Here is a 17,179-nt window from a genome sequence, read left to right as displayed (position 1 = left end):
GGAAGAAAGATTATCCTGTAAATGCATCCAGATAGGCACGGAAGGCGGACGGCAAAGCATAGACCTCCAACAACTCCCCTCTGCCCGCCCAGGAAAAGCCGTTCGGTTTTTCCTCCAGCTCCACCCAGTAGCCGGTCATATGCCACTCTACATGAGTAAAAATATGTTTTGCGGCGGGCAGTGGTTTTAATTGGAGCGGATGGATTCCCCAGTCCTGCAACACCTCACCCGCGCCCTCCGGGGAAAGGCGCCCTTCCGCGGACGGCAATTCCCATAATCCGGCCAGCAGGCCGCTGTCCTCACGCCGCCGAATGGCCAGCTCGCCGCTGTAAACCAACAGAAAGACCGTTTTTTCTTCGATGCGGCGCGCTTTTTTCTTCGCCTTGACGGGCAGCTCCCGCGCAACACCCAAGCGGTTTCCTTCGCACAATCCCGCCAACGGGCAGACCAGACAGCGCGGTTCCCCGCCCGGGCCGCAGACCGTCGCGCCCAGCTCCATCATGGCCTGATTGAAATCGCCCGGGCGATCCTGCGGAATAACCTGTCGAATCTGCTCTTCCACCGCGCGCTTAACCGCCGGCTCACTGATATTATCCCGCGAGGCGGTCAGGCGCATCACCACACGCAGGACATTGCCGTCCACCGCCGGGGCTGGGATTTGGAACGCAATGGAGGCCACCGCGCCCGCCGTATACGGCCCGATTCCCGGCAGACGCAGCAGTTCTTCGTAATCCGCGGGAAGTTTCCCGTCGTATTGTTCCACCAGCACCTGCGCGGCCCTCTGCAAATTGCGCGCGCGGCTGTAATAGCCCAATCCCTCCCACAGCTTCATCAGCTGCTGCTCCGGCGCGGCGGCAAGGGCCGCGACAGTGGGCAGCTCCTCCATGAAGCGTGCAAAATATGGCTTGACCGCCTCTACGCGCGTCTGCTGCAGCATGATTTCCGAAACCCACACGCGGTACGGCTCCGGCCGGTCCCGCCAGGGCAGGGAGCGGGCGTTCCGATCGTACCAGTTCAGCAGAGGACGGACTATCTCCTGTAACACGCTCATCGGCTCGCCTCGTAGACCGCCCTGCCGTCCTTAATGGTCGCCAGTACGCTAATATCCTTAATATCCATGGGATTGACCTGTAACGGGTCGCGGTCCAGGATGACAAAGTCCGCCCGCTTGCCGGCCCGGATGGAACCCTTTTCATCCTCCTCAAAATATTGGTATGCCGCGTTGGTTGTGACCGCACGGAGCGCCTCCAGCGGCGTAACGCGCTCCTCTTCCCCCATCACCATACCATTCTTGCTGATGCGGTTCACCGCGCACCAGATTGTCTCCAGCATATTGGGCTGGATCACCGGCGTATCCTGATGAAACGTATATATCACGCCGCTTTCAATGGCGGAGCGCGCCGGACTGATCCGGATCGCCCGCGCTTCCCCAAAGTTCTGTAAATGCACGTCGCCCCAGTACCAGGTATGCGCCACAAAAAATGAAGCGATCATGCGCAGCTTTGCCATTTTTTCGAGCTGGTCCTGACGCACCAGCTGTGCATGAATCATCACCGGCCGTATCTGTTGCTCCGTCCGGCTTTCCGCAAGGACCTTTTCATACGCATCGATCATCTGCTGCGCCGCCGCGTCGCCGTTGCAGTGCACCAAAAGCTGCATATCGTCCCGCAGGGCTTCCCTCATAAAGGATTCAACCTGCGCGTCCTGATAGATGGGATACCCCTTGTATCCCGCTTCGCCGTTTTCATACGGCTGGGTCATCCAGGCAGTGCGGCCCTGCGGGGAGCCGTCCAGAAAAATTTTATAGCCGCCGATTTTCAGGCGGTTGCAGTACTGCTTGCAATAGGGCAGATTTTCGGCAGCCAACGCACGGTTATCCTTTAAATCCGGATAGGCGACCACGTCCGCTTTCAGGCGGTTTTGTTCCGCAAGCCCCTTCAGCATCTCCCACCGGACGGGGACGGTCAGGCCATCCTGCACAGTTGTGATGCCATTCTGTAAATAAATGTCCTGCGCCAATTCCATTTGCCGCAGCAGCTGCTCCTGTGACGGCTGGGGAATCTTTGCGGTGAAAGAACTGAAGGCTGTCTCCTCCAGATAGCCGTTCGGCGTTCTTCCATCCGCTTCTCTGCCGACCACGCCACCCTCCGGGTCCGGCGTCTCCGCGCAGACGCCCATCTCTTTCAACCCCAGGGAATTTGCCGCTCCCATGTGGCCCGAGGCATGCGTCACGATCACAGGATATTTGATTTGGTCGAGCAGCTGCCTGTCCGGATGGCGCTTTTCCGCAAGGAAATTATTGTCGTAACCAAACGCGGTGACCCATTGCCCCGGCGCAGGTTTTGTCTTTTGAATAAACGCCTGCAGCTTTTGCACGATTTCTGCAAAGCTTTTCGCCCCGGTCAGATCGACGGAACCGAGTGTCTGCGCCAGCGCCGTGATATGGCTGTGCGGGTCGATGAACGCCGGCAGCAGGACCGCCCCCTGCAAATCCATCTCTTCGGTCTCCGGCGGACACCCCTGCCGCAGCACGCTCTTTTCTCCCACGGCGCGAATGACGCCGTCTTCCACCAGAACCGCCTCCGCGTAAAGCGGCTCCTCCATCGTGAGGATGGTTCCGCCGCTGTAAATGGTCATGCTCATCATATTCCTGCCTTTCGTCAACGAATAGAAAGAAACTTCCAAAACAGCGTTTGGAAGTTTCGGTTCCTTTTTATTTTATGCCGCTTTCCTGTAAATATCGATCTTACAGGTGCAAACGCCGTTTTAATTCCTGCAGCATGTTGCCGCCCTCAAAAACCATCAACGCCACCAGAGAAATCAAACTGCCCGCCACACAGATCAGCGACGGATAGACCACCTGCAGCATCCCCTTGACATAGAAGATAATGGGGATGACGCCAAACAGTGCGGCGATGATCGTATAGATGATAAAGCTGCCGAGGTTCAGCTTGAACACGCGCGCCGTGATGGACAGCACCAGCAGCGCCACCACACAGGCGATGGGAAACACATAGTCCAGCGACCAGCCGTGCCAGCCCGTAAAATAGTCCCAGAGCATCGTCAGCACGCAGATCAGCACCACCTGGTACAGCACGCTTTTGGGAATATTGTTTCGTTTGTGGACCGCTACGGCCAGGCTGAGCCACATGCAGGCCAGCCCCGCCAGCACAAAAAGGCTCCACCAGCCGTGCTGCGGCAAAATCAGGTTGACCGTCACGCAGATAATCGCCGCCACAGCGGAAACCAGAATCAGGATTTTAAAAAACAGGCTGTGCTTATGCAGCACCGTCGGAATCTGCGGAAAAATCTCCCCGCGCGGGTCCGGCGCGCCGTCCTCCCGCAGAGGCCCCTGGCACAGCGGGCATCCCGGCGGGCTGCCCGTTACTTTTACCTTACACTTGTCGCATGTTTTCATTCCGGCGCCTCCTCTTCGTCCGGCAGGCGGCTGGCCGTGATCTCCACGGGAATTCCCATGCCCGTCAATGCCCGGAAGAAATGCTTTTGAATATCCGTACTGACCAGCGGCGTTGTGAAGCTGATGGTCAGGTTGTCCCCAAAGGAACACATACAGATTTGCAGGCGGTCCGTACTGACAAACACGTCGAACAGGCGGATATATTCCGCCAGCTCCGGCGGCATCTGGATTTTTCCCACGTTGGAGATGGCGGCGGTCTCCTTCTTTTCCGCCAGCTCGTAGCCGATGCGCATGCCGAAGTCTTTGACCACCAGCGGCGCAATGCGGGCAACCGGGTTAAAATCGTATTTGACAAACTGGCAGAGGCGCGCCTCCATTTTATCCTGCGTCAGCTCCCGCTCAAAATCGCGGTTCAGGCTCTGGATCACGTCCTCCAGCCGGTTCGACTGTTTTTTAAAATTATAGCGCACCTGCATAATGCTGAAAAAGTTGCGCGCGCTCTCCGAAGGAAAATAGTTGCGCAGGTTGATCGGCACCGCCAGCACAACCGGACGCTTTTTATACCGCACCATCATTTCCTGTTCGATGGCGCACATCAGCAGGGCCGCGCACAGCACCGTGAGCGTCGTCCCATACTCGCGCGCCTTTTGGAGGACCGCTTTAACCGGGACCACGCCTTCGATCACGCGCACACGGCTTTCCGGCACGCGCGTGCCGCGCAGGTGGTAGGCGTTCGGCGCTTTCTCCGGCGTCTTTCTCTTGCGCGTATAGTATTTTTGAAAGCTGTTGTTCATCTTCTCCGTAGCGGACGCGTCATAGTCCATCACAGGCGCATTTTCCGCAAACCGGTCCGCATGCCGGATCAGCAGATAATGATACACCAGCACGCGCAGGAACTGCAGCGCGCCCGTGCCGTCGGTCAGCGCATGGTAAATCTCCACGTTGATCCGGCAGCGGTAATAAGTCACATTAAACAGCAGCCCCTTCCGGTTCTGATCGTAAATCGGGCTGCACAGGGGACGGGTTTCCTCCCGCACCTCCGGCCGTTCCACACTATCCTCCAGGTAATACCAAAACATCCCCCGTCGCAGTACACAGCGGTACCCGGGAAAGACCTCCATCGCGCGGTCCAGCGCCTGCTGCAGCGCCTGCGGGTCCACAGGCTCCACAAGCTCGCAGGCAAAGCGGAACACCTTGGCGTCCGCTTTGGTGCTGGTGCACGGGAAAATCTTTGCCGCGTTGTCCAGCCGTCTCCATTCGGCAGATTTTTTCGGTTTCACGGTTGCGGCACCTCACTTAAAAAGCGATTGATAAGTTCATAGCATTCCTTGACCTGGGGAAAGCTCGGCGGCAGGGAAAAGAAGCCGTGCAGCGCGTCCTCGATGCGGTGCAGCTCCACCCGGTTTCCGAATTTCTCCAGCTTGCGGGCGTATTCCTCGCCCTCGTCGCGCAGGGGGTCATACTCCGCCGTAATCAGCAGCGTGTCCGGCTGGTTGGACAGATCCTTTGCCAGCAAGGGCGCAAAATAGGGATTGTGCAGATCCTCCGGCCCGCTCATATACAAATCCATATAATCGCAGACGCGCTTGGAGGTCAGCAGGTAATCCGTCCCGTTGTCCCGGATGGAATCGAAGAGCGAATGCTCCGAGTGGTCGTTATAAGTAGCGGGATAGATCAAAATCTGTTTGCCGGGCAGAAATTCGCCCCGGTCCCGCGCCATCAGGGAAACCACGGCGGCCAGATTGGCCCCCGCGCTGTCCCCAATCAGGGTGATGTCGCTTGCAGGCGTATCCAGCAGCGCCGTATCCAAAAAGATTTCGCGCGCCACGGCGTAACAATCTTCCGGCGCGGCGGGAAATTTGTGCTCCGGCGCAAGCTGGTAATCCACGGAGACGACAAGCCGCCCCGTCAGGCGGGCCATATTGGCGCACACCTTGTTATAGGAATCGATATTCCCCAGCACCCAGCCGCCGCCGTGGAAGAAGAGCAAAATCGAGTGGTTTTCCGCTTCCTCCGGCGGGGAGAAAATGCGCACGGGAATCTCGTGGTCTCCGCAGGACACCTTGTGATCCCAGGTCTTGTAAAAGGGCTTTAAGTAATGGTAGTGCGTCACGTTGACCACCTGACGCTCCCACCAGTAATTTTTTTTGATGTCAATATCGGGGTAAGACAGGGCTTTCAGGGCCGCCATCATAAATTTATTGATCGCCATGGATCATCCCCTGCGCCCAAAGCGCGTCTGTCCCAACGGCTGGTCGACCGGACGCTTGCGCGCGGGCTCCGCCTTGCGGATGGGCTCCAGCTTTTGCATGGGTTTTGCATCCCGTTTCTGCATGCCGCGTCCGCCCGGGACCGGGTCCCTTCTCTGGCGCGGCTTTTTGCCGCCCTCCGTTTTGCCGTAGAGCGTCGGGCGCTGCTCCGGCAGCAGGTCGTGCAGAGACGGGAATTCCGTCATCGGCGTGGTTTTTTCCGGCTGCGGCGCAGGTGTGCGCACCGGCTGCTTCTGCGGAAGCTTTGGCGCGGCGGGTTTTGCCGCCTTTTGCTGCCGGTTTTTCTGCGGCGCGGGCTTCGGCCCGGCAATCTTGGGCGTTTCCGCCTTCTTCTTGGGTTCCTGCTTTCTCTGCGGAGCCGGCTGGGTTTTCTGTACCGCCGGCTGCTGCGGACGCTGACCGCGGTTGCGGCGCAGCTCGGACTTGGGCGTCGGCACTGTAATCAGCATCGGATACGGATGGTCCGTCACCACGGGGACGTCTTTGCCGATCAGCTTGACAATGCGGGCGAAGTCGGCCTTCTCGTTGATGTCACAGAAGGAAACCGCGATGCCGGAAAGCCCCGCGCGGCCGGTCCGGCCGATGCGGTGCACGTATGTCTCCGGCACCTCCGGGATGTCGTAATTGATCACATGGGAAAGTTCGTCGATGTCGATGCCGCGCGCGGCGATATCCGTCGCCACCAGCACGCGGGTCACGCGCTTTTTAAAGTCCCCCAGCGCCTTCTGGCGCGCGTTCTGGGACTTATCGCCGTGAATCGCCGCGGCGCTGATCTTTGCACGGGTCAATTCGCGCACCACGCGGTCCGCCCCATGTTTGGTGCGGGTAAAGACCAGCGCGGAGGTAATCTCCGGGTTTTGGAGCAAATGGATCAGCAGCTTCCGCTTGTTTTCTTTGTCTACATAATAGACGCTCTGGTCGATGGCCTCCACCGTAGTGGCGGGCGGCGTCACCGTGATTTTTTCCGGCTGATACAGGATCGTATCCACCAGCTCGCTGATTTCCGGCGGCATGGTTGCGGAGAACAAAAGTGTCTGCCTTTTTTGCGGCAGCTTTGCAATGACCTTTTTCACATCGTTGATAAAGCCCATGTCCAGCATGCGGTCCGCCTCGTCCAGCACAAAAATCTGGACGTCCTGCAGTTTGATAAAGCCCTGGTTAATCAGGTCGTTCAAACGTCCCGGCGTGGCAACCAGAATATCGACGCCGCGCTTGAGCTGCTGCACCTGCGCGTTCTGCGGCACGCCGCCGAAGATCACACAGGATTTCAGGGAAAGATAGCGTCCGTAAGCCGTAAAGCTCTCGTAAATTTGCAGCGCCAGCTCCCGGGTGGGCGTGAGGATCAGGGAGCGGATTTTCTTCGGCTGCACAGCGCCCTGTTCCGTCAGGCGCTGTAAGATCGGCACAGCGAAAGCCGCTGTCTTTCCTGTGCCCGTCTGGGCGCAGCCCAGAAGATCCTTTCCCTGCAGCACCGGGGGAATCGCCTGCTCCTGAATCGGCGTCGGCGACGCATAGCCCTCTTTCTTCAGGGCGTTCAAAATGGATGGGATCATGCCAAGTTCTTGAAATGTCATACTGTTTCCTTTTCTATATTTAATGGGCGCGCCCTTGGACACGCCTGAAAACGGAATCCCGGCGCGGCGCTCTCCCTGTTAAACGGAAAGCCCGCGCCCGGGGACGGAGCAATACCGCCCTTTGGGGTTCCGCAGACCTGCTGTATACACGGACGATCGTCCGTTTTGTTTATTATAGCGCATAACCGAAAAATATTCCACTGTATTCTATCTTGTCCCTGTTTTATCGTAAAAAATACGGCCCGCATTTCCTATACGGGGACGTTTATGTTATACTTATTAAAAAATTGACGGACAAGGAATGAAGCGGAGCATGAAACAGGAGCGGAACTATCCGCGGGTGGAAGTCACCCGCAAAGCGGAAAATAGTATCAAGGCGGGGCATCCATGGATTTACAATACAGAGCTGGGCCGGGGTGAAATGGCCTGCAAGGACGGCGATCTGGTCGATCTGATCAGCCCGCGCGGCAAATATCTGGGCACGGGTTTTTACAACCGCCATTCCAAAATACGGGTGCGGCTGCTCTCCACCAACGCAAACGACCGGTTCGACGAATCCTTCTGGGAACGCCGCCTGCGGTATGCGTGGGACTACCGCAAGACGGTGATGGGAGACGACCTCTCCTGCTGCCGCGTCATCTTCGGTGAATCGGACGCGTTCCCGGGCCTGACGGTGGACCGGTTCAGCGATATTCTGGTAACACAGACGCTCAGCCTGGGCATGGAGCAGCGCAAATCCATGCTGTTCCCCCTGCTGGCGCGCATCCTGCGGGAGGATGGGCAGAAAATCTCCGGCGTCTACGAGCGCAACGACGTGGCGATCCGCGAGCTGGAGGGCATGGAGCAGGGCAAGGGCTTTTTCCCGCTGGACGGCATCCCCACGCCCGCATCCACAGAGACGGAAATTGTGGAAAACGGCATCTGTTACGGCGTGGACTTTGAAAACGGCCAGAAGACCGGCTTTTTCCTCGATCAAAAGTACAACCGGCAGGCGGTGGCACGGCTGAGCCGGGGCAAACGCGTGCTGGACTGCTTTACGCATACCGGCTCCTTCGGCCTGAACGCGGCGATGGGCGGCGCGGCGCACGTCCATGCGGTGGACATCTCGGAAGCCGCCGTGGCGATGGCGGAAGCGAACGCAAAACGCAACCATCTGGAAGGCACCATGTCCTTTGAGGCGGCAAACGTCTTCGACCTGCTGCCCTCCCTGCCCTGCGGCGCAAAAGACGGCTACGACTTTATCATTCTGGACCCGCCGGCCTTCACGAAGTCGCGCCAGACGGTGGAACACGCGATGCGCGGCTACAAGGAGATCAACCTGCGCGCCATGAAGGTGCTGCCGCGCGGCGGCTACCTGGCCACCTGCTCCTGCTCGCACTTCATGACGGACGCGCTGTTCCGCGACATGCTGCGCAGCGCGGCGTTCGATGCCAACGTCTCCCTGCGGCAGATCGAGGCCCGCCAGCAGTCCCCGGACCATCCCATCCTCTGGAACGTGCCGGAGACGGACTATCTCAAATTCTATCTGTTCCAGATTGTGTAACGGTTAACAATGTCGATTAAACGGAAGTTATCACATGGTTCTCTTTATAACTATTTATAAAATGCAACGGGAAAAAGCGCTAGCATATAACCAACTTCATTTTATGGATTCTTTTTTAAAGTAATTGATAAAGAGTATGTCTCGATTCACAGTAAATAGCAAAATATAAAAAGTCCAATTCCCATGATCCATTTCACTTTCATCAAACTTTTAAAGGATGAACAGGTATGTATAAAGAAAAATCCAACATTCTCTGGGAACGGCCCGGATTCTACCTTGCCGCCTTGCTGTGTCTGCTGATCGGTTTCTCCGCCGGTGTGATCACCATGATCAACTATATGAACGATCACAAGGACGTTCTTACGATCTCCGCCGAGGAAGCAAGGGAAGAAGGCCTCAGCCTGATCCGCGCGGAAGTCGCCAAACAAAACCCGGACTGCCCGTGGAATGAAACCACGACCATTAGCAAGTCTATCGCGTTTCGTACTACTTATTTGCTTTACGTCAATACGGACGGAGTCGATGCAGGCGCTATTTTTGTGTCTGAGAGAGACGGGAAAGCATACGGCGATATTTACAGTTACGATGCGGACGCCGCCAATATAGAAGAAGGGAAGCGCCGCCAAGGCGTCACTCTATTCGGTTTGTTGGGAATTGGAGCCTGAATGGAAAGGAAACTGTACCATGCCGGAAATTATTCTGCTCTGCGGCCCGTGCGGCTGCGGTAAAACCCATTATGCACAGCGCCTGCGGGAACAGGGCGGAACCGCCATCCTTTCCAGCGACGACCTGATGCTGCGGCTGTTTGACGCCTGCATCGGGCCGGAACGCCACCAGGACATGCTGCGCCGCTGCAAGGCGTTTCTGCTCCAGCAGGCGGAGGAGCTCTACGCGCTGGGGCTCACCGTTGTGCTCGACTTCGGCTTCTGGAGCCGCGCGGAGCGGGAGGAAACCAGGTCCCACTTTATTGCAAAAGGACTCCCCGCGAAACTGGTTTATCTGGACGCGCCATACGATGTAATTACCCGCCATCTGGAGATTCGCAATCGGGCAGTTGAACGCGGTGAGCTGTGCGCCTACCACATCGACGCGGAAAAGCGCGCGCGGTTTGACTCGTGGTTTGAAGCGCCCGGGCCGGAGGAAATCGATGAGAAAATACCCATCACGGAATAAACAAAAAAACACGCGGACGGTTGTAATCGTCCGCGTGTTTTTTTACATCATGAAAACCGTCAGATTTTCTACTTTTAAACGTGGAAACCTCCTCCACGCCGGGTTAAACGGAAAGCACTTGGGGATGGGAAGACACAGTCACCGTCCGCTATTTTACGGTTTCAGCGTCGCCTCGACCAGCTCCTGATGGGACAGACCGGAAAGCGTTTTTACCCTCTCCAAATCCAGCCCCATCGCCTCCGTGATGCGCCTGCCGTATTCCTCGTCCGCCAGATAGCAATGCACCGCGTGGCGGTATTTGACGTTTTCCGTAACCGGGGCGATGTTCCGCGCGGTGTTTTCGATCAGCAGCGCGCGCTTGTCCTCCGTCATCACCCGGTACAGGTCCCCGCCCGCGCGGAAGCAGTCGTCCGTTGGATCGTCCTTCGGATCATAGGCATACATGGCGCCGGAGAGGTCCAGCGGGGGCTCCATCACACCGGGCTGCGCGGACCAGTCTCCCAAGCTGTTCGGCGTATAGGCTGGCCGGCCGCCGTAGTTTCCATCAACCCGCATCAGGCCGTCCCGATGATAGTCGTTGACATCACATTTTGCGCGGTTGACGGGAATCTGGTTATAATTGACGCCCAGACGATACCGCTGTGCGTCTCCATAGACAAACAACCGGCCCTGCAGGAATTTATCCGGGGAAAACCCGATACCCGGCACCACATGGGCGGGCGTAAACGCCGCCTGTTCCACCTCCGCAAAATAATTCTCCGGGTTGCGGTTCAGTTCCAGAACGCCGACTTCGTGCAGCGGGTATTCTTTATGCCGCCAGATTTTGGTGATGTCAAACGGGTTTTCATAGTGGTTCTTCGCCTGTTCTTCCGTCATAATCTGCACATACATGGTCCAGCGGGGATAATCGCCGCGTTCGATCGATTCAAACAGGTCGCGTCCATGGCTCTCACGGTCCGCGGCGATCCGCGCTTCCGCCTCCGCATCGGTCAGGTTCCGGATGCCCTGCTGTGTGCGGAAATGGAACTTGCACCAGACGCGTTCATTCTTTGTATTGTAAAAACTGAAGGTATGTTCGCCATAAAAATGCATGTGGCGGAATGTGGCCGGAATGCCGCGGTCGGACATGACAACCGTCGTTTGATGGAAGGTTTCCGGGAGAAGCGTCCAGAAATCCCAGTTGTTCTGCGCGGAACGCAGGCCCGTACGCGGATCGCGTTTCACCGCACGGTTCAGGTCCGGGAAATTATGTACGTCCCGGATAAAAAACGTAGGCGTATTGTTGCCCACCAGATCCCAGTTCCCTTCTTCCGTATAGAACTTGCAGGCCACGCCGCGGATGTCGCGCTCCGCATCCGCCGCGCCGCGTTCGCCCGCAACCGTGGAAAAGCGGACGAATACATCGGTCTTTTTGCCCGGTTCAAACACCCTGGCCTTTGTCCACTGCGTGATGTCGTGCGTCACGGTAAACGTACCGTAAGCGCCCCAGCCCTTTGCGTGCATACGCCTCTCCGGAATGACCTCGCGATCAAAATGCGCCAGCTTCTCCAGCAGCCAGACGTCCTGCATCATCACCGGTCCCCGCGGGCCCGCTGTCAGGGAATTCTCGTTTTCCGCCACCGGCGCGCCCACTTCATTCGTCAATTTTTTCTGTTCCATTTTTCATCCCCCTGTCTGTTAAATTTAAGAATAATTCTTACCTCTATTTTACGCTTTCGGGACCGGCAAAGCAATTAAATAGTAGCCAAATTCACCCGCCTGTTCTTGACAGAAACAACAAAACAGCAGCCGTCCGGCCATTCCGGACAGCTGCTGTTTTCAGCGGTTACCCGCCAGATTTATATGAAACTTTCCGGTCGTCTCACATGCGCCTCCAAACAGGAGAAGGCCATGCTGAAACGGCATTTCCGCCGCGCCCTCCCGACTTCCGAAAAGAACCTGCGGTATCATTCGCTCCGCAGCGCGTCAATCGGATTCAGTTTGGCGGCGCGCCGTGCCGGCATGTAGCCGAAGATCACGCCGATGCCCGCCGAAATGCCGAACGAAACCAGAATCGCCGCAGCGGACGGCGTCGCGTCCAGGCCGATCAGCCCGCCGACCACCGACGTCACCGCACAGCCCAGCGCAATGCCGACCAGGCCGCCCATGGCGCTGGTAACGCCCGCCTCGATGATAAACTGCTGTAAAATGGTCCGGCGCTTTGCGCCCAAAGACTTGCGGATGCCAATTTCCCGCGTGCGTTCCGTTACGGAAACCAGCATAATGTTCATGATGCCGATGCCGGCCACCAGCAGGGAAATCGCCGCGATGCCCACCAGCAGCAGGGTCATCATGTCCGTCATGGAGGTCACCATTTCCAGCATCTCGGAAAGGCTGGTGACGGTGTACAGGTCCTCATTTTTAAATATTTCGTACAGCTCGCTTTTCAGCACGGTTTTCGCGGTTTCCATGTCGTCCACGTTGTTGACGATAAAGGTATAGCTGGATATATCCGCGCTGAAGGAAAGCTTGGTCGCCACAGAATAGGGCAGATAGACGCAGTCGTCGGAGGAGCCTTCCTCCGAATCCGCCTTCTCCTGCAAAATTCCGATCACTGTATATGCCTCGCCGTTGATTTTCACCGTCTGGCTGAGCGCGTTCTGGTCCGCAAACAGGTCCTGTGCCACATAAGAACCGATCACACAGACCTTCTGCCGGGAGACGATGTCGGAATACTGGATAAAGCGCCCTGCGGAAAGCTCCAGCGCTTTGATCTGCATGTAATCCTCGCCGACGCCGGTGATCGAGGTGGTGGTCGTGCTCTCCGTCCCCTTTTTCAGGGTGGCGCGCACGCTGACGGTGGGGCTCATATTGGCAAACAGCTCGCTTTGTTCGTCTAGAAACGCATACATGGTGTCCACATCCACGTTTCGGGTATCTGTATTGGTCACGGATACGCTCACCTGGTCGGTGCCGAGATCGGAAAAGCTGTCTGAAATATAGTTTGTCATCCCCTGCATCAGGCTGACCAGAATGATGACGGACGCCACGCCGATAATAATGCCCAGCATGGTCAGGAAGGAGCGCATTTTGCTGCTCGCGATGCTCTTGATCGCCAGCCTAAAGGATTGACTCATAGGCACTCACATCTCCGTCAAAAATAATCTTTCCGTCGTGGATTTTGACCACGCGTTCGGCTTCCATGGCGATGGAATTGTCGTGGGTGATGATGACGACGGTATTTCCCTCGTCGTGCAGCTGTTTGAGAAAGTCCAGCACCTCGCGGCTTGTTCTGGAGTCGAGCGCGCCGGTCGGTTCGTCCGCTAGGATCAGGGAGGGGTTCCCCACCAGCGCGCGCGCAATGGACACGCGCTGCTGCTGTCCGCCGGAGAGCTGCTGGGGAAAGTAGCGCCATTTGTCGCGCAGGCCCACCCGTTCCAGCGATTCCAGAGAGCGCTCCGTGCGCTCTTTTTTCCCCACGCCCGCATAGACGAGGGGCAGCTCCACGTTTTCCAGCAGGTTCTGCTTGGGCAGCAGGTTGTACTGCTGGAACACAAAACCAATGGTCTTGTTGCGGACCTCCGCCAGGCTGTCGTCCCTCATACAGCTGACGTCCTGCCCGTTGAGGACGTATTTTCCCTCCGTCGGGACGTCCAGCGCCCCAATGATGTTCATAATGGTGGATTTGCCGCTGCCGGATTTTCCCACAATGGAGACGAATTCTCCGGGATAAATATCCAAAGAGATTCCGTCGTTGGCGCGCACCACCATATCGCCCATGTTATAGATTTTATAAATCTCCTGCAGGGAGATCAACGGCTGTTCGGTCTGTGTGTTCATCAGAATCCACCTCCTGGACGGCCGCCGCCACCGCCGCCTGTGGGCATGGCTCCGCCACCGCCGGGCATACCGCCGCCTCCGCCAGGCATGCCGCCGGGCATACCGCCCATGGCAAAGGTTGTCGTTTCCGTGGAAGAGGTCGGGTCAATATAGACCACGTCTCCCTCGGAAAGGCCGCTCTTGATTTCCACATAATCCTGGCTGATTAAACCGGTCTCCACTTCCACGGAGCGGAATCCGGCGGGCACCCTGCCCTCCGCCTCTTTGACGCTGTCATCCTGTATGTAAACGGTATTTCCGCGCATCAGCGCCTGTGCGGGGACTGCCAGCACGTTTTCGGCCTCTTCTATAATGATTTCGCCGTTGACGTTCATGCCGGGCAGCAGCTCGCCGACCTCATCCATCTGCACCGTGACAGGGTACTGCGTCACGCCGTTGCTGGAGGTGCTTTGCAGGCTGACATTGGTTACTTTGCCGGTAAAGCTCTCCCCTTCAAAGGCGTCCACGGTAACCTGTACCTTCTGACCAACCTCGATACTGAGAATATCCAGCTCGTCGACGTTCATATCAAAAGTGAGCGCGGACATATCGTAAATGACCGCCATGGTTGTAGCATTGTTGCCGCCGCTGTTGAGCGTATCGCCCGCTTTTGTATTCTTTACAATCACCTGGCCGGAGATCGGCGCGGTGATTTCATAATCGCTGAGGCTGTCTTCCTGATTCTCCAGACTGGTCTGCGCGTCCTCCACGCTCTGCTCCGCGGATTCCAGCTGGTCCTTCACGCTTTTCAGCGCGTCGTCCGCAGACTCCCGGGTCAGGGTAAAGAGCGCCGCTCCCCGATGCACGTAGCCGCCTTCCTGCACATGGACGGAGGCTATGTCCCCGCCGTATTCCGCCGTGATGGTTTTTTCCAGCAGGACGGAGAACGTCCCGTCCCCGCTGCAGGAAACGCCGTTTACCGTTGCGGACGCGGTACTGGTGGTGGAAATACCGCCCGGATTCTGCACCTGAATGGTGACCATACGCACCACGCTGCCGCCGCTGAGCGTCTGCTCCATGGCGTTGACGGCGGTCACGGAACCCTCCAGCGTCTCATAGGTTTCCAGAATCTGTACCTGCGCGGTGCTGCCGACGGAAATTTTCTCCGCGTCTGCGCTCAGGAACGGAACCTTCAGCACCATGGTTTTGTCATTATACACGTCTGCAATCTTATCGCCGCTCTTAACCGTGTCCCCGGCTTCCACATACAGCGTCTTGATGTAGCCCTCTTCCGGAGAGGAATAGTCAAGGGACTGGTAATCCTGCGCCGCGTCGTTGTAATTTTTCAGCGCGTCCTGATATTTCTTCTGCGCGCGCTCCAGATTGGTCTGCGCGGAATCGATCTTCTGATCGACGGAATCGGTGTCGATCCGGTACAGAACGTCGCCCTTCTGCACCTCGTCGCCCTTTTCAAAATCGGCGCTGATGACTTCTCCGGAAACCAGGGACGTGATGGTATAGGTGTCCAGCGCGGCGAGCGTTCCGGAGGAGGAAATGGAAGACTGGATCGTCTGCCGCTCGACCGTCGCCGTGCGCACCTGTTCCTCCCCGCTGCCGGCGTCACGCTTCGTCAGGAACCGAAACGCGGTAAAACCGATGGCCGCAACCAAAACCAGTGCGATCCCCACGCGAACCGCTCTTTTCCACCCCGGTTTTGCACCCGGCGTTTGATCTTTTTTACGGAAAGGATTGCGGAAACGCTTTGGTTTCAGCCGTTCCAGCTCTGTGGTGTCAAACTTATCCTTTTCATCAGTCATCGAGCAGATACCCCTTTAATGTATAGTTGTAATCGGAAGAATCCTCGCCGCCCGTGGAGTTGTCGTCGTACACGACTGTAATCTCATTGCCCACGCGGACCTTACCCAGTGTGGAGAACGCATACTGCATCTCCTCCGTGGCCAGGCTGTATCTGGTACCATCCACATAGACCGCCACAGGCGTCATGGAGCTGGAATTATCGTAGGCGATGCCGGTGACCGTGCCGCTGTTCCGGTTGTCCTGATAGACCCAAACAGTACGGGTCTTGCTGCTGTAATAGACGACGTCATCTGTATCCACGCTGTTGTAATCCTGATTCTGACCGACTTCACCGTCAAAGATATAGGTTGCATTCTTTTCGCTGAAGGGCAGAATCTTGGCGATGTCCTTGCTTTCCGTCACGCGGACCGGACCGGTGATGTTGTTGTCTGCCAGCTTCATATAGTTAATTTCCCCGTCGCTGTCCAGCTCGCAGTCAAAAAGCTTCCCGTACATTGAACCATTCCTGGTGTCCGCTTTCAGCACGTTATACAGAAGATCCTTGCAGTTTGTCAGCGTCATGGCCGAGTCCATGGTTAAGAGAGAAAGCCCGTCATCCAACTCTTTGGCATAGTACAGGGAGGTACGTCCCGCCGTCTGATCGCCCGTAAAGTCGGCGTTTGTGTAGCCCAGCAGCGCCAGGACGCCGTAGACCGCCTCCCGCAGCTTGACCGGCTGGGTGGATTTGAACGTGCCGTCCAGGTAGCCGGTCATCCAGCCCTGCGACGCCGCTAAGTTGATCGCGGAGGCATAGGCGGTATCCGTACCGACGTCGCTGAACTTGCGGTAAAATACCGTGCTGCCCGCTTTTCCCTTATAGGAGGACGCGTTTAACAGCATCTGTGCAAATTCCCCGCGGGTAATGCTAGAGGTCGTGACGATAGAGTCCGTAAACCCCAGAGAGGATACCACCTTATCCGACATGTCGGTTACGGCGGCCCCGGCGTAGGCCGGCAGGGAGGATGCCAGCATACTGACTGCCAGCAGCATGGATATGGTTTGTTTTAAGGATTTCATTTGATCACCTCATTGATTATTTCCGTTCGATTTTTCTGCGTTTATCCTGCCGCAAGCCACAGGGTTCCCAGAATGCCTGCCGCCAGGACGACTGCACCGATGGCAGCGGACAGGACCGTCCACCGGTGCGCCGCCCAAAAAGCGGGAATGCGTTCTTTCATCCGCTCACCTCCGTATCTCAGTCTTGTGTCCGGGTCTCATTATACGAGTCAAAGCTTAACTGAACCTGAAAAAACATCCGATTCACACAAGTTTAAGACCCGCTTCACACACCCGTCACACTTCCAGTGAGGACGGCATGCCTCCGGCGGGGACGGGTGCGGGCGGAAGTCTTGTCCTAATCGCGTCCCCGCATGGCCGCGACGGAAACCACCTCCGGTGGAGGGACAGCGCGGGCGGAAGTCTTACTCAAATCGCATCCCCGCATGGCCGCGACGGAAGGTACACGCTCCCGTGGTTTTGTTGGCCGCAGCTTTTGGCGCTTGTTCTTTCGTTCCGACAGCATGTCTCTCAATTTCAGGTATGAAGG

At 57.1% G+C, this 17,179-nt stretch carries 14 protein-coding genes; 3 read left to right on the top strand and 11 right to left on the bottom strand.

What is annotated here, in order from left to right; all coding sequences use genetic code 11:
• Positions 1–10: 10 nt before the first annotated feature.
• The 6 genes from mutY to I4V53_RS04895 form a co-directional block, all read right to left on the bottom strand.
• Positions 11–1,051 carry an A/G-specific adenine glycosylase gene (gene mutY / locus I4V53_RS04920; protein WP_195984270.1) on the bottom strand — a complete coding sequence of 347 codons (1,041 nt, stop codon included), beginning with the start codon at positions 1,049–1,051 and terminating at the stop codon, positions 11–13.
• On the bottom strand, positions 1,048–2,643 hold the full coding sequence (locus tag I4V53_RS04915; protein ID WP_195984269.1) for an amidohydrolase: 1,596 nt from the start codon (positions 2,641–2,643) through the stop codon (positions 1,048–1,050). The genes mutY and I4V53_RS04915 overlap by 4 nt, the downstream gene beginning before the upstream one ends.
• Before the next feature lie 103 nt (positions 2,644–2,746).
• On the bottom strand, positions 2,747–3,418 hold the full coding sequence (locus I4V53_RS04910) for a DUF6320 domain-containing protein (protein ID WP_195984268.1): 672 nt from the start codon (positions 3,416–3,418) through the stop codon (positions 2,747–2,749).
• Positions 3,415–4,698 carry a hypothetical protein gene (locus tag I4V53_RS04905; RefSeq protein WP_195984267.1) on the bottom strand — a complete coding sequence of 428 codons (1,284 nt, stop codon included), beginning with the start codon at positions 4,696–4,698 and terminating at the stop codon, positions 3,415–3,417. Before I4V53_RS04905 ends, I4V53_RS04910 begins: the two co-directional genes overlap by 4 nt.
• Positions 4,695–5,630 (bottom strand): alpha/beta hydrolase, encoded by a 936-nt coding sequence (locus I4V53_RS04900; protein WP_195984266.1) that lies wholly within the window; start codon positions 5,628–5,630, stop codon positions 4,695–4,697. Before I4V53_RS04900 ends, I4V53_RS04905 begins: the two co-directional genes overlap by 4 nt.
• Before the next feature lie 3 nt (positions 5,631–5,633).
• A complete protein-coding gene (locus tag I4V53_RS04895; protein WP_195984265.1) occupies positions 5,634–7,262 on the bottom strand; it encodes a DEAD/DEAH box helicase in 1,629 nt (542 codons plus the stop codon).
• A 313-nt stretch (positions 7,263–7,575) separates the two neighbouring features.
• On the opposite strand from I4V53_RS04895, the gene I4V53_RS04890 reads away from it, so the two are divergent.
• From I4V53_RS04890 to I4V53_RS04880, 3 genes are all read left to right on the top strand, one after another.
• Positions 7,576–8,805: a class I SAM-dependent rRNA methyltransferase gene (locus I4V53_RS04890; RefSeq protein ID WP_195984321.1), complete on the top strand. Its 1,230-nt coding sequence runs from the start codon at positions 7,576–7,578 to the stop codon at positions 8,803–8,805.
• A gap of 227 nt (positions 8,806–9,032) precedes the next feature.
• Positions 9,033–9,470: a hypothetical protein gene (locus I4V53_RS04885; RefSeq protein ID WP_195984264.1), complete on the top strand. Its 438-nt coding sequence runs from the start codon at positions 9,033–9,035 to the stop codon at positions 9,468–9,470.
• Between the two features lie 19 nt (positions 9,471–9,489).
• Entirely contained in the window at positions 9,490–9,978 is a 489-nt protein-coding gene (locus tag I4V53_RS04880) for a P-loop nucleotide/nucleoside kinase family protein (RefSeq protein ID WP_195984263.1), read from the top strand.
• 153 nt (positions 9,979–10,131) lie between these two features.
• Here I4V53_RS04880 and I4V53_RS04875 read toward each other — a convergent pair whose 3' ends face one another.
• The 5 genes from I4V53_RS04875 to I4V53_RS04855 form a co-directional block, all read right to left on the bottom strand.
• Positions 10,132–11,637, bottom strand: a complete 1,506-nt coding sequence (locus I4V53_RS04875; protein ID WP_195984262.1) for a catalase — start codon at positions 11,635–11,637, stop codon at positions 10,132–10,134.
• A gap of 287 nt (positions 11,638–11,924) precedes the next feature.
• Positions 11,925–13,094 (bottom strand): ABC transporter permease, encoded by a 1,170-nt coding sequence (locus I4V53_RS04870; protein WP_195984261.1) that lies wholly within the window; start codon positions 13,092–13,094, stop codon positions 11,925–11,927.
• The gene (locus tag I4V53_RS04865) at positions 13,078–13,797 is read right to left on the bottom strand and encodes an ABC transporter ATP-binding protein (RefSeq protein WP_195984260.1); all 720 of its coding nucleotides are present in this window, start codon (positions 13,795–13,797) and stop codon (positions 13,078–13,080) included. The genes I4V53_RS04870 and I4V53_RS04865 overlap by 17 nt, the downstream gene beginning before the upstream one ends.
• Positions 13,797–15,593 (bottom strand): efflux RND transporter periplasmic adaptor subunit, encoded by a 1,797-nt coding sequence (locus tag I4V53_RS04860; RefSeq protein ID WP_195984259.1) that lies wholly within the window; start codon positions 15,591–15,593, stop codon positions 13,797–13,799. The genes I4V53_RS04865 and I4V53_RS04860 overlap by 1 nt, the downstream gene beginning before the upstream one ends.
• On the bottom strand, positions 15,586–16,650 hold the full coding sequence (locus I4V53_RS04855; protein WP_195984258.1) for an S-layer homology domain-containing protein: 1,065 nt from the start codon (positions 16,648–16,650) through the stop codon (positions 15,586–15,588). The genes I4V53_RS04860 and I4V53_RS04855 overlap by 8 nt, the downstream gene beginning before the upstream one ends.
• Positions 16,651–17,179: the final 529 nt, after the last annotated feature.

Source organism: Clostridium sp. D33t1_170424_F3, from assembly GCF_015667585.1.
In the GTDB taxonomy this organism is placed as follows: Bacteria; Bacillota; Clostridia; order Oscillospirales; family Acutalibacteraceae; genus Anaeromassilibacillus.
This window is presented reverse-complemented; position numbering and strand designations above follow the sequence as displayed.

Excerpts from the sequence above, each read along its gene's own strand:
- I4V53_RS04860 (WP_195984259.1), bottom strand. The coding sequence starts at position 15,593 with ATGACTGATGAAAAGGATAAGTTTGACACCACAGAGCTGGAACGGCTG.
- I4V53_RS04900 (WP_195984266.1), bottom strand. The coding sequence starts at position 5,630 with ATGGCGATCAATAAATTTATGATGGCGGCCCTGAAAGCCCTGTCTTAC.
- I4V53_RS04880 (WP_195984263.1), top strand. The coding sequence starts at position 9,490 with ATGCCGGAAATTATTCTGCTCTGCGGCCCGTGCGGCTGCGGTAAAACC.
- I4V53_RS04870 (WP_195984261.1), bottom strand. The coding sequence starts at position 13,094 with ATGAGTCAATCCTTTAGGCTGGCGATCAAGAGCATCGCGAGCAGCAAA.
- mutY (WP_195984270.1), bottom strand. The coding sequence starts at position 1,051 with ATGAGCGTGTTACAGGAGATAGTCCGTCCTCTGCTGAACTGGTACGAT.
- I4V53_RS04885 (WP_195984264.1), top strand. The coding sequence starts at position 9,033 with ATGTATAAAGAAAAATCCAACATTCTCTGGGAACGGCCCGGATTCTAC.
- I4V53_RS04915 (WP_195984269.1), bottom strand. The coding sequence starts at position 2,643 with ATGAGCATGACCATTTACAGCGGCGGAACCATCCTCACGATGGAGGAG.
- I4V53_RS04855 (WP_195984258.1), bottom strand. The coding sequence starts at position 16,650 with ATGAAATCCTTAAAACAAACCATATCCATGCTGCTGGCAGTCAGTATG.
- I4V53_RS04890 (WP_195984321.1), top strand. The coding sequence starts at position 7,576 with ATGAAACAGGAGCGGAACTATCCGCGGGTGGAAGTCACCCGCAAAGCG.
- I4V53_RS04895 (WP_195984265.1), bottom strand. The coding sequence starts at position 7,262 with ATGACATTTCAAGAACTTGGCATGATCCCATCCATTTTGAACGCCCTG.
- I4V53_RS04875 (WP_195984262.1), bottom strand. The coding sequence starts at position 11,637 with ATGGAACAGAAAAAATTGACGAATGAAGTGGGCGCGCCGGTGGCGGAA.
- I4V53_RS04865 (WP_195984260.1), bottom strand. The coding sequence starts at position 13,797 with ATGAACACACAGACCGAACAGCCGTTGATCTCCCTGCAGGAGATTTAT.
- I4V53_RS04910 (WP_195984268.1), bottom strand. The coding sequence starts at position 3,418 with ATGAAAACATGCGACAAGTGTAAGGTAAAAGTAACGGGCAGCCCGCCG.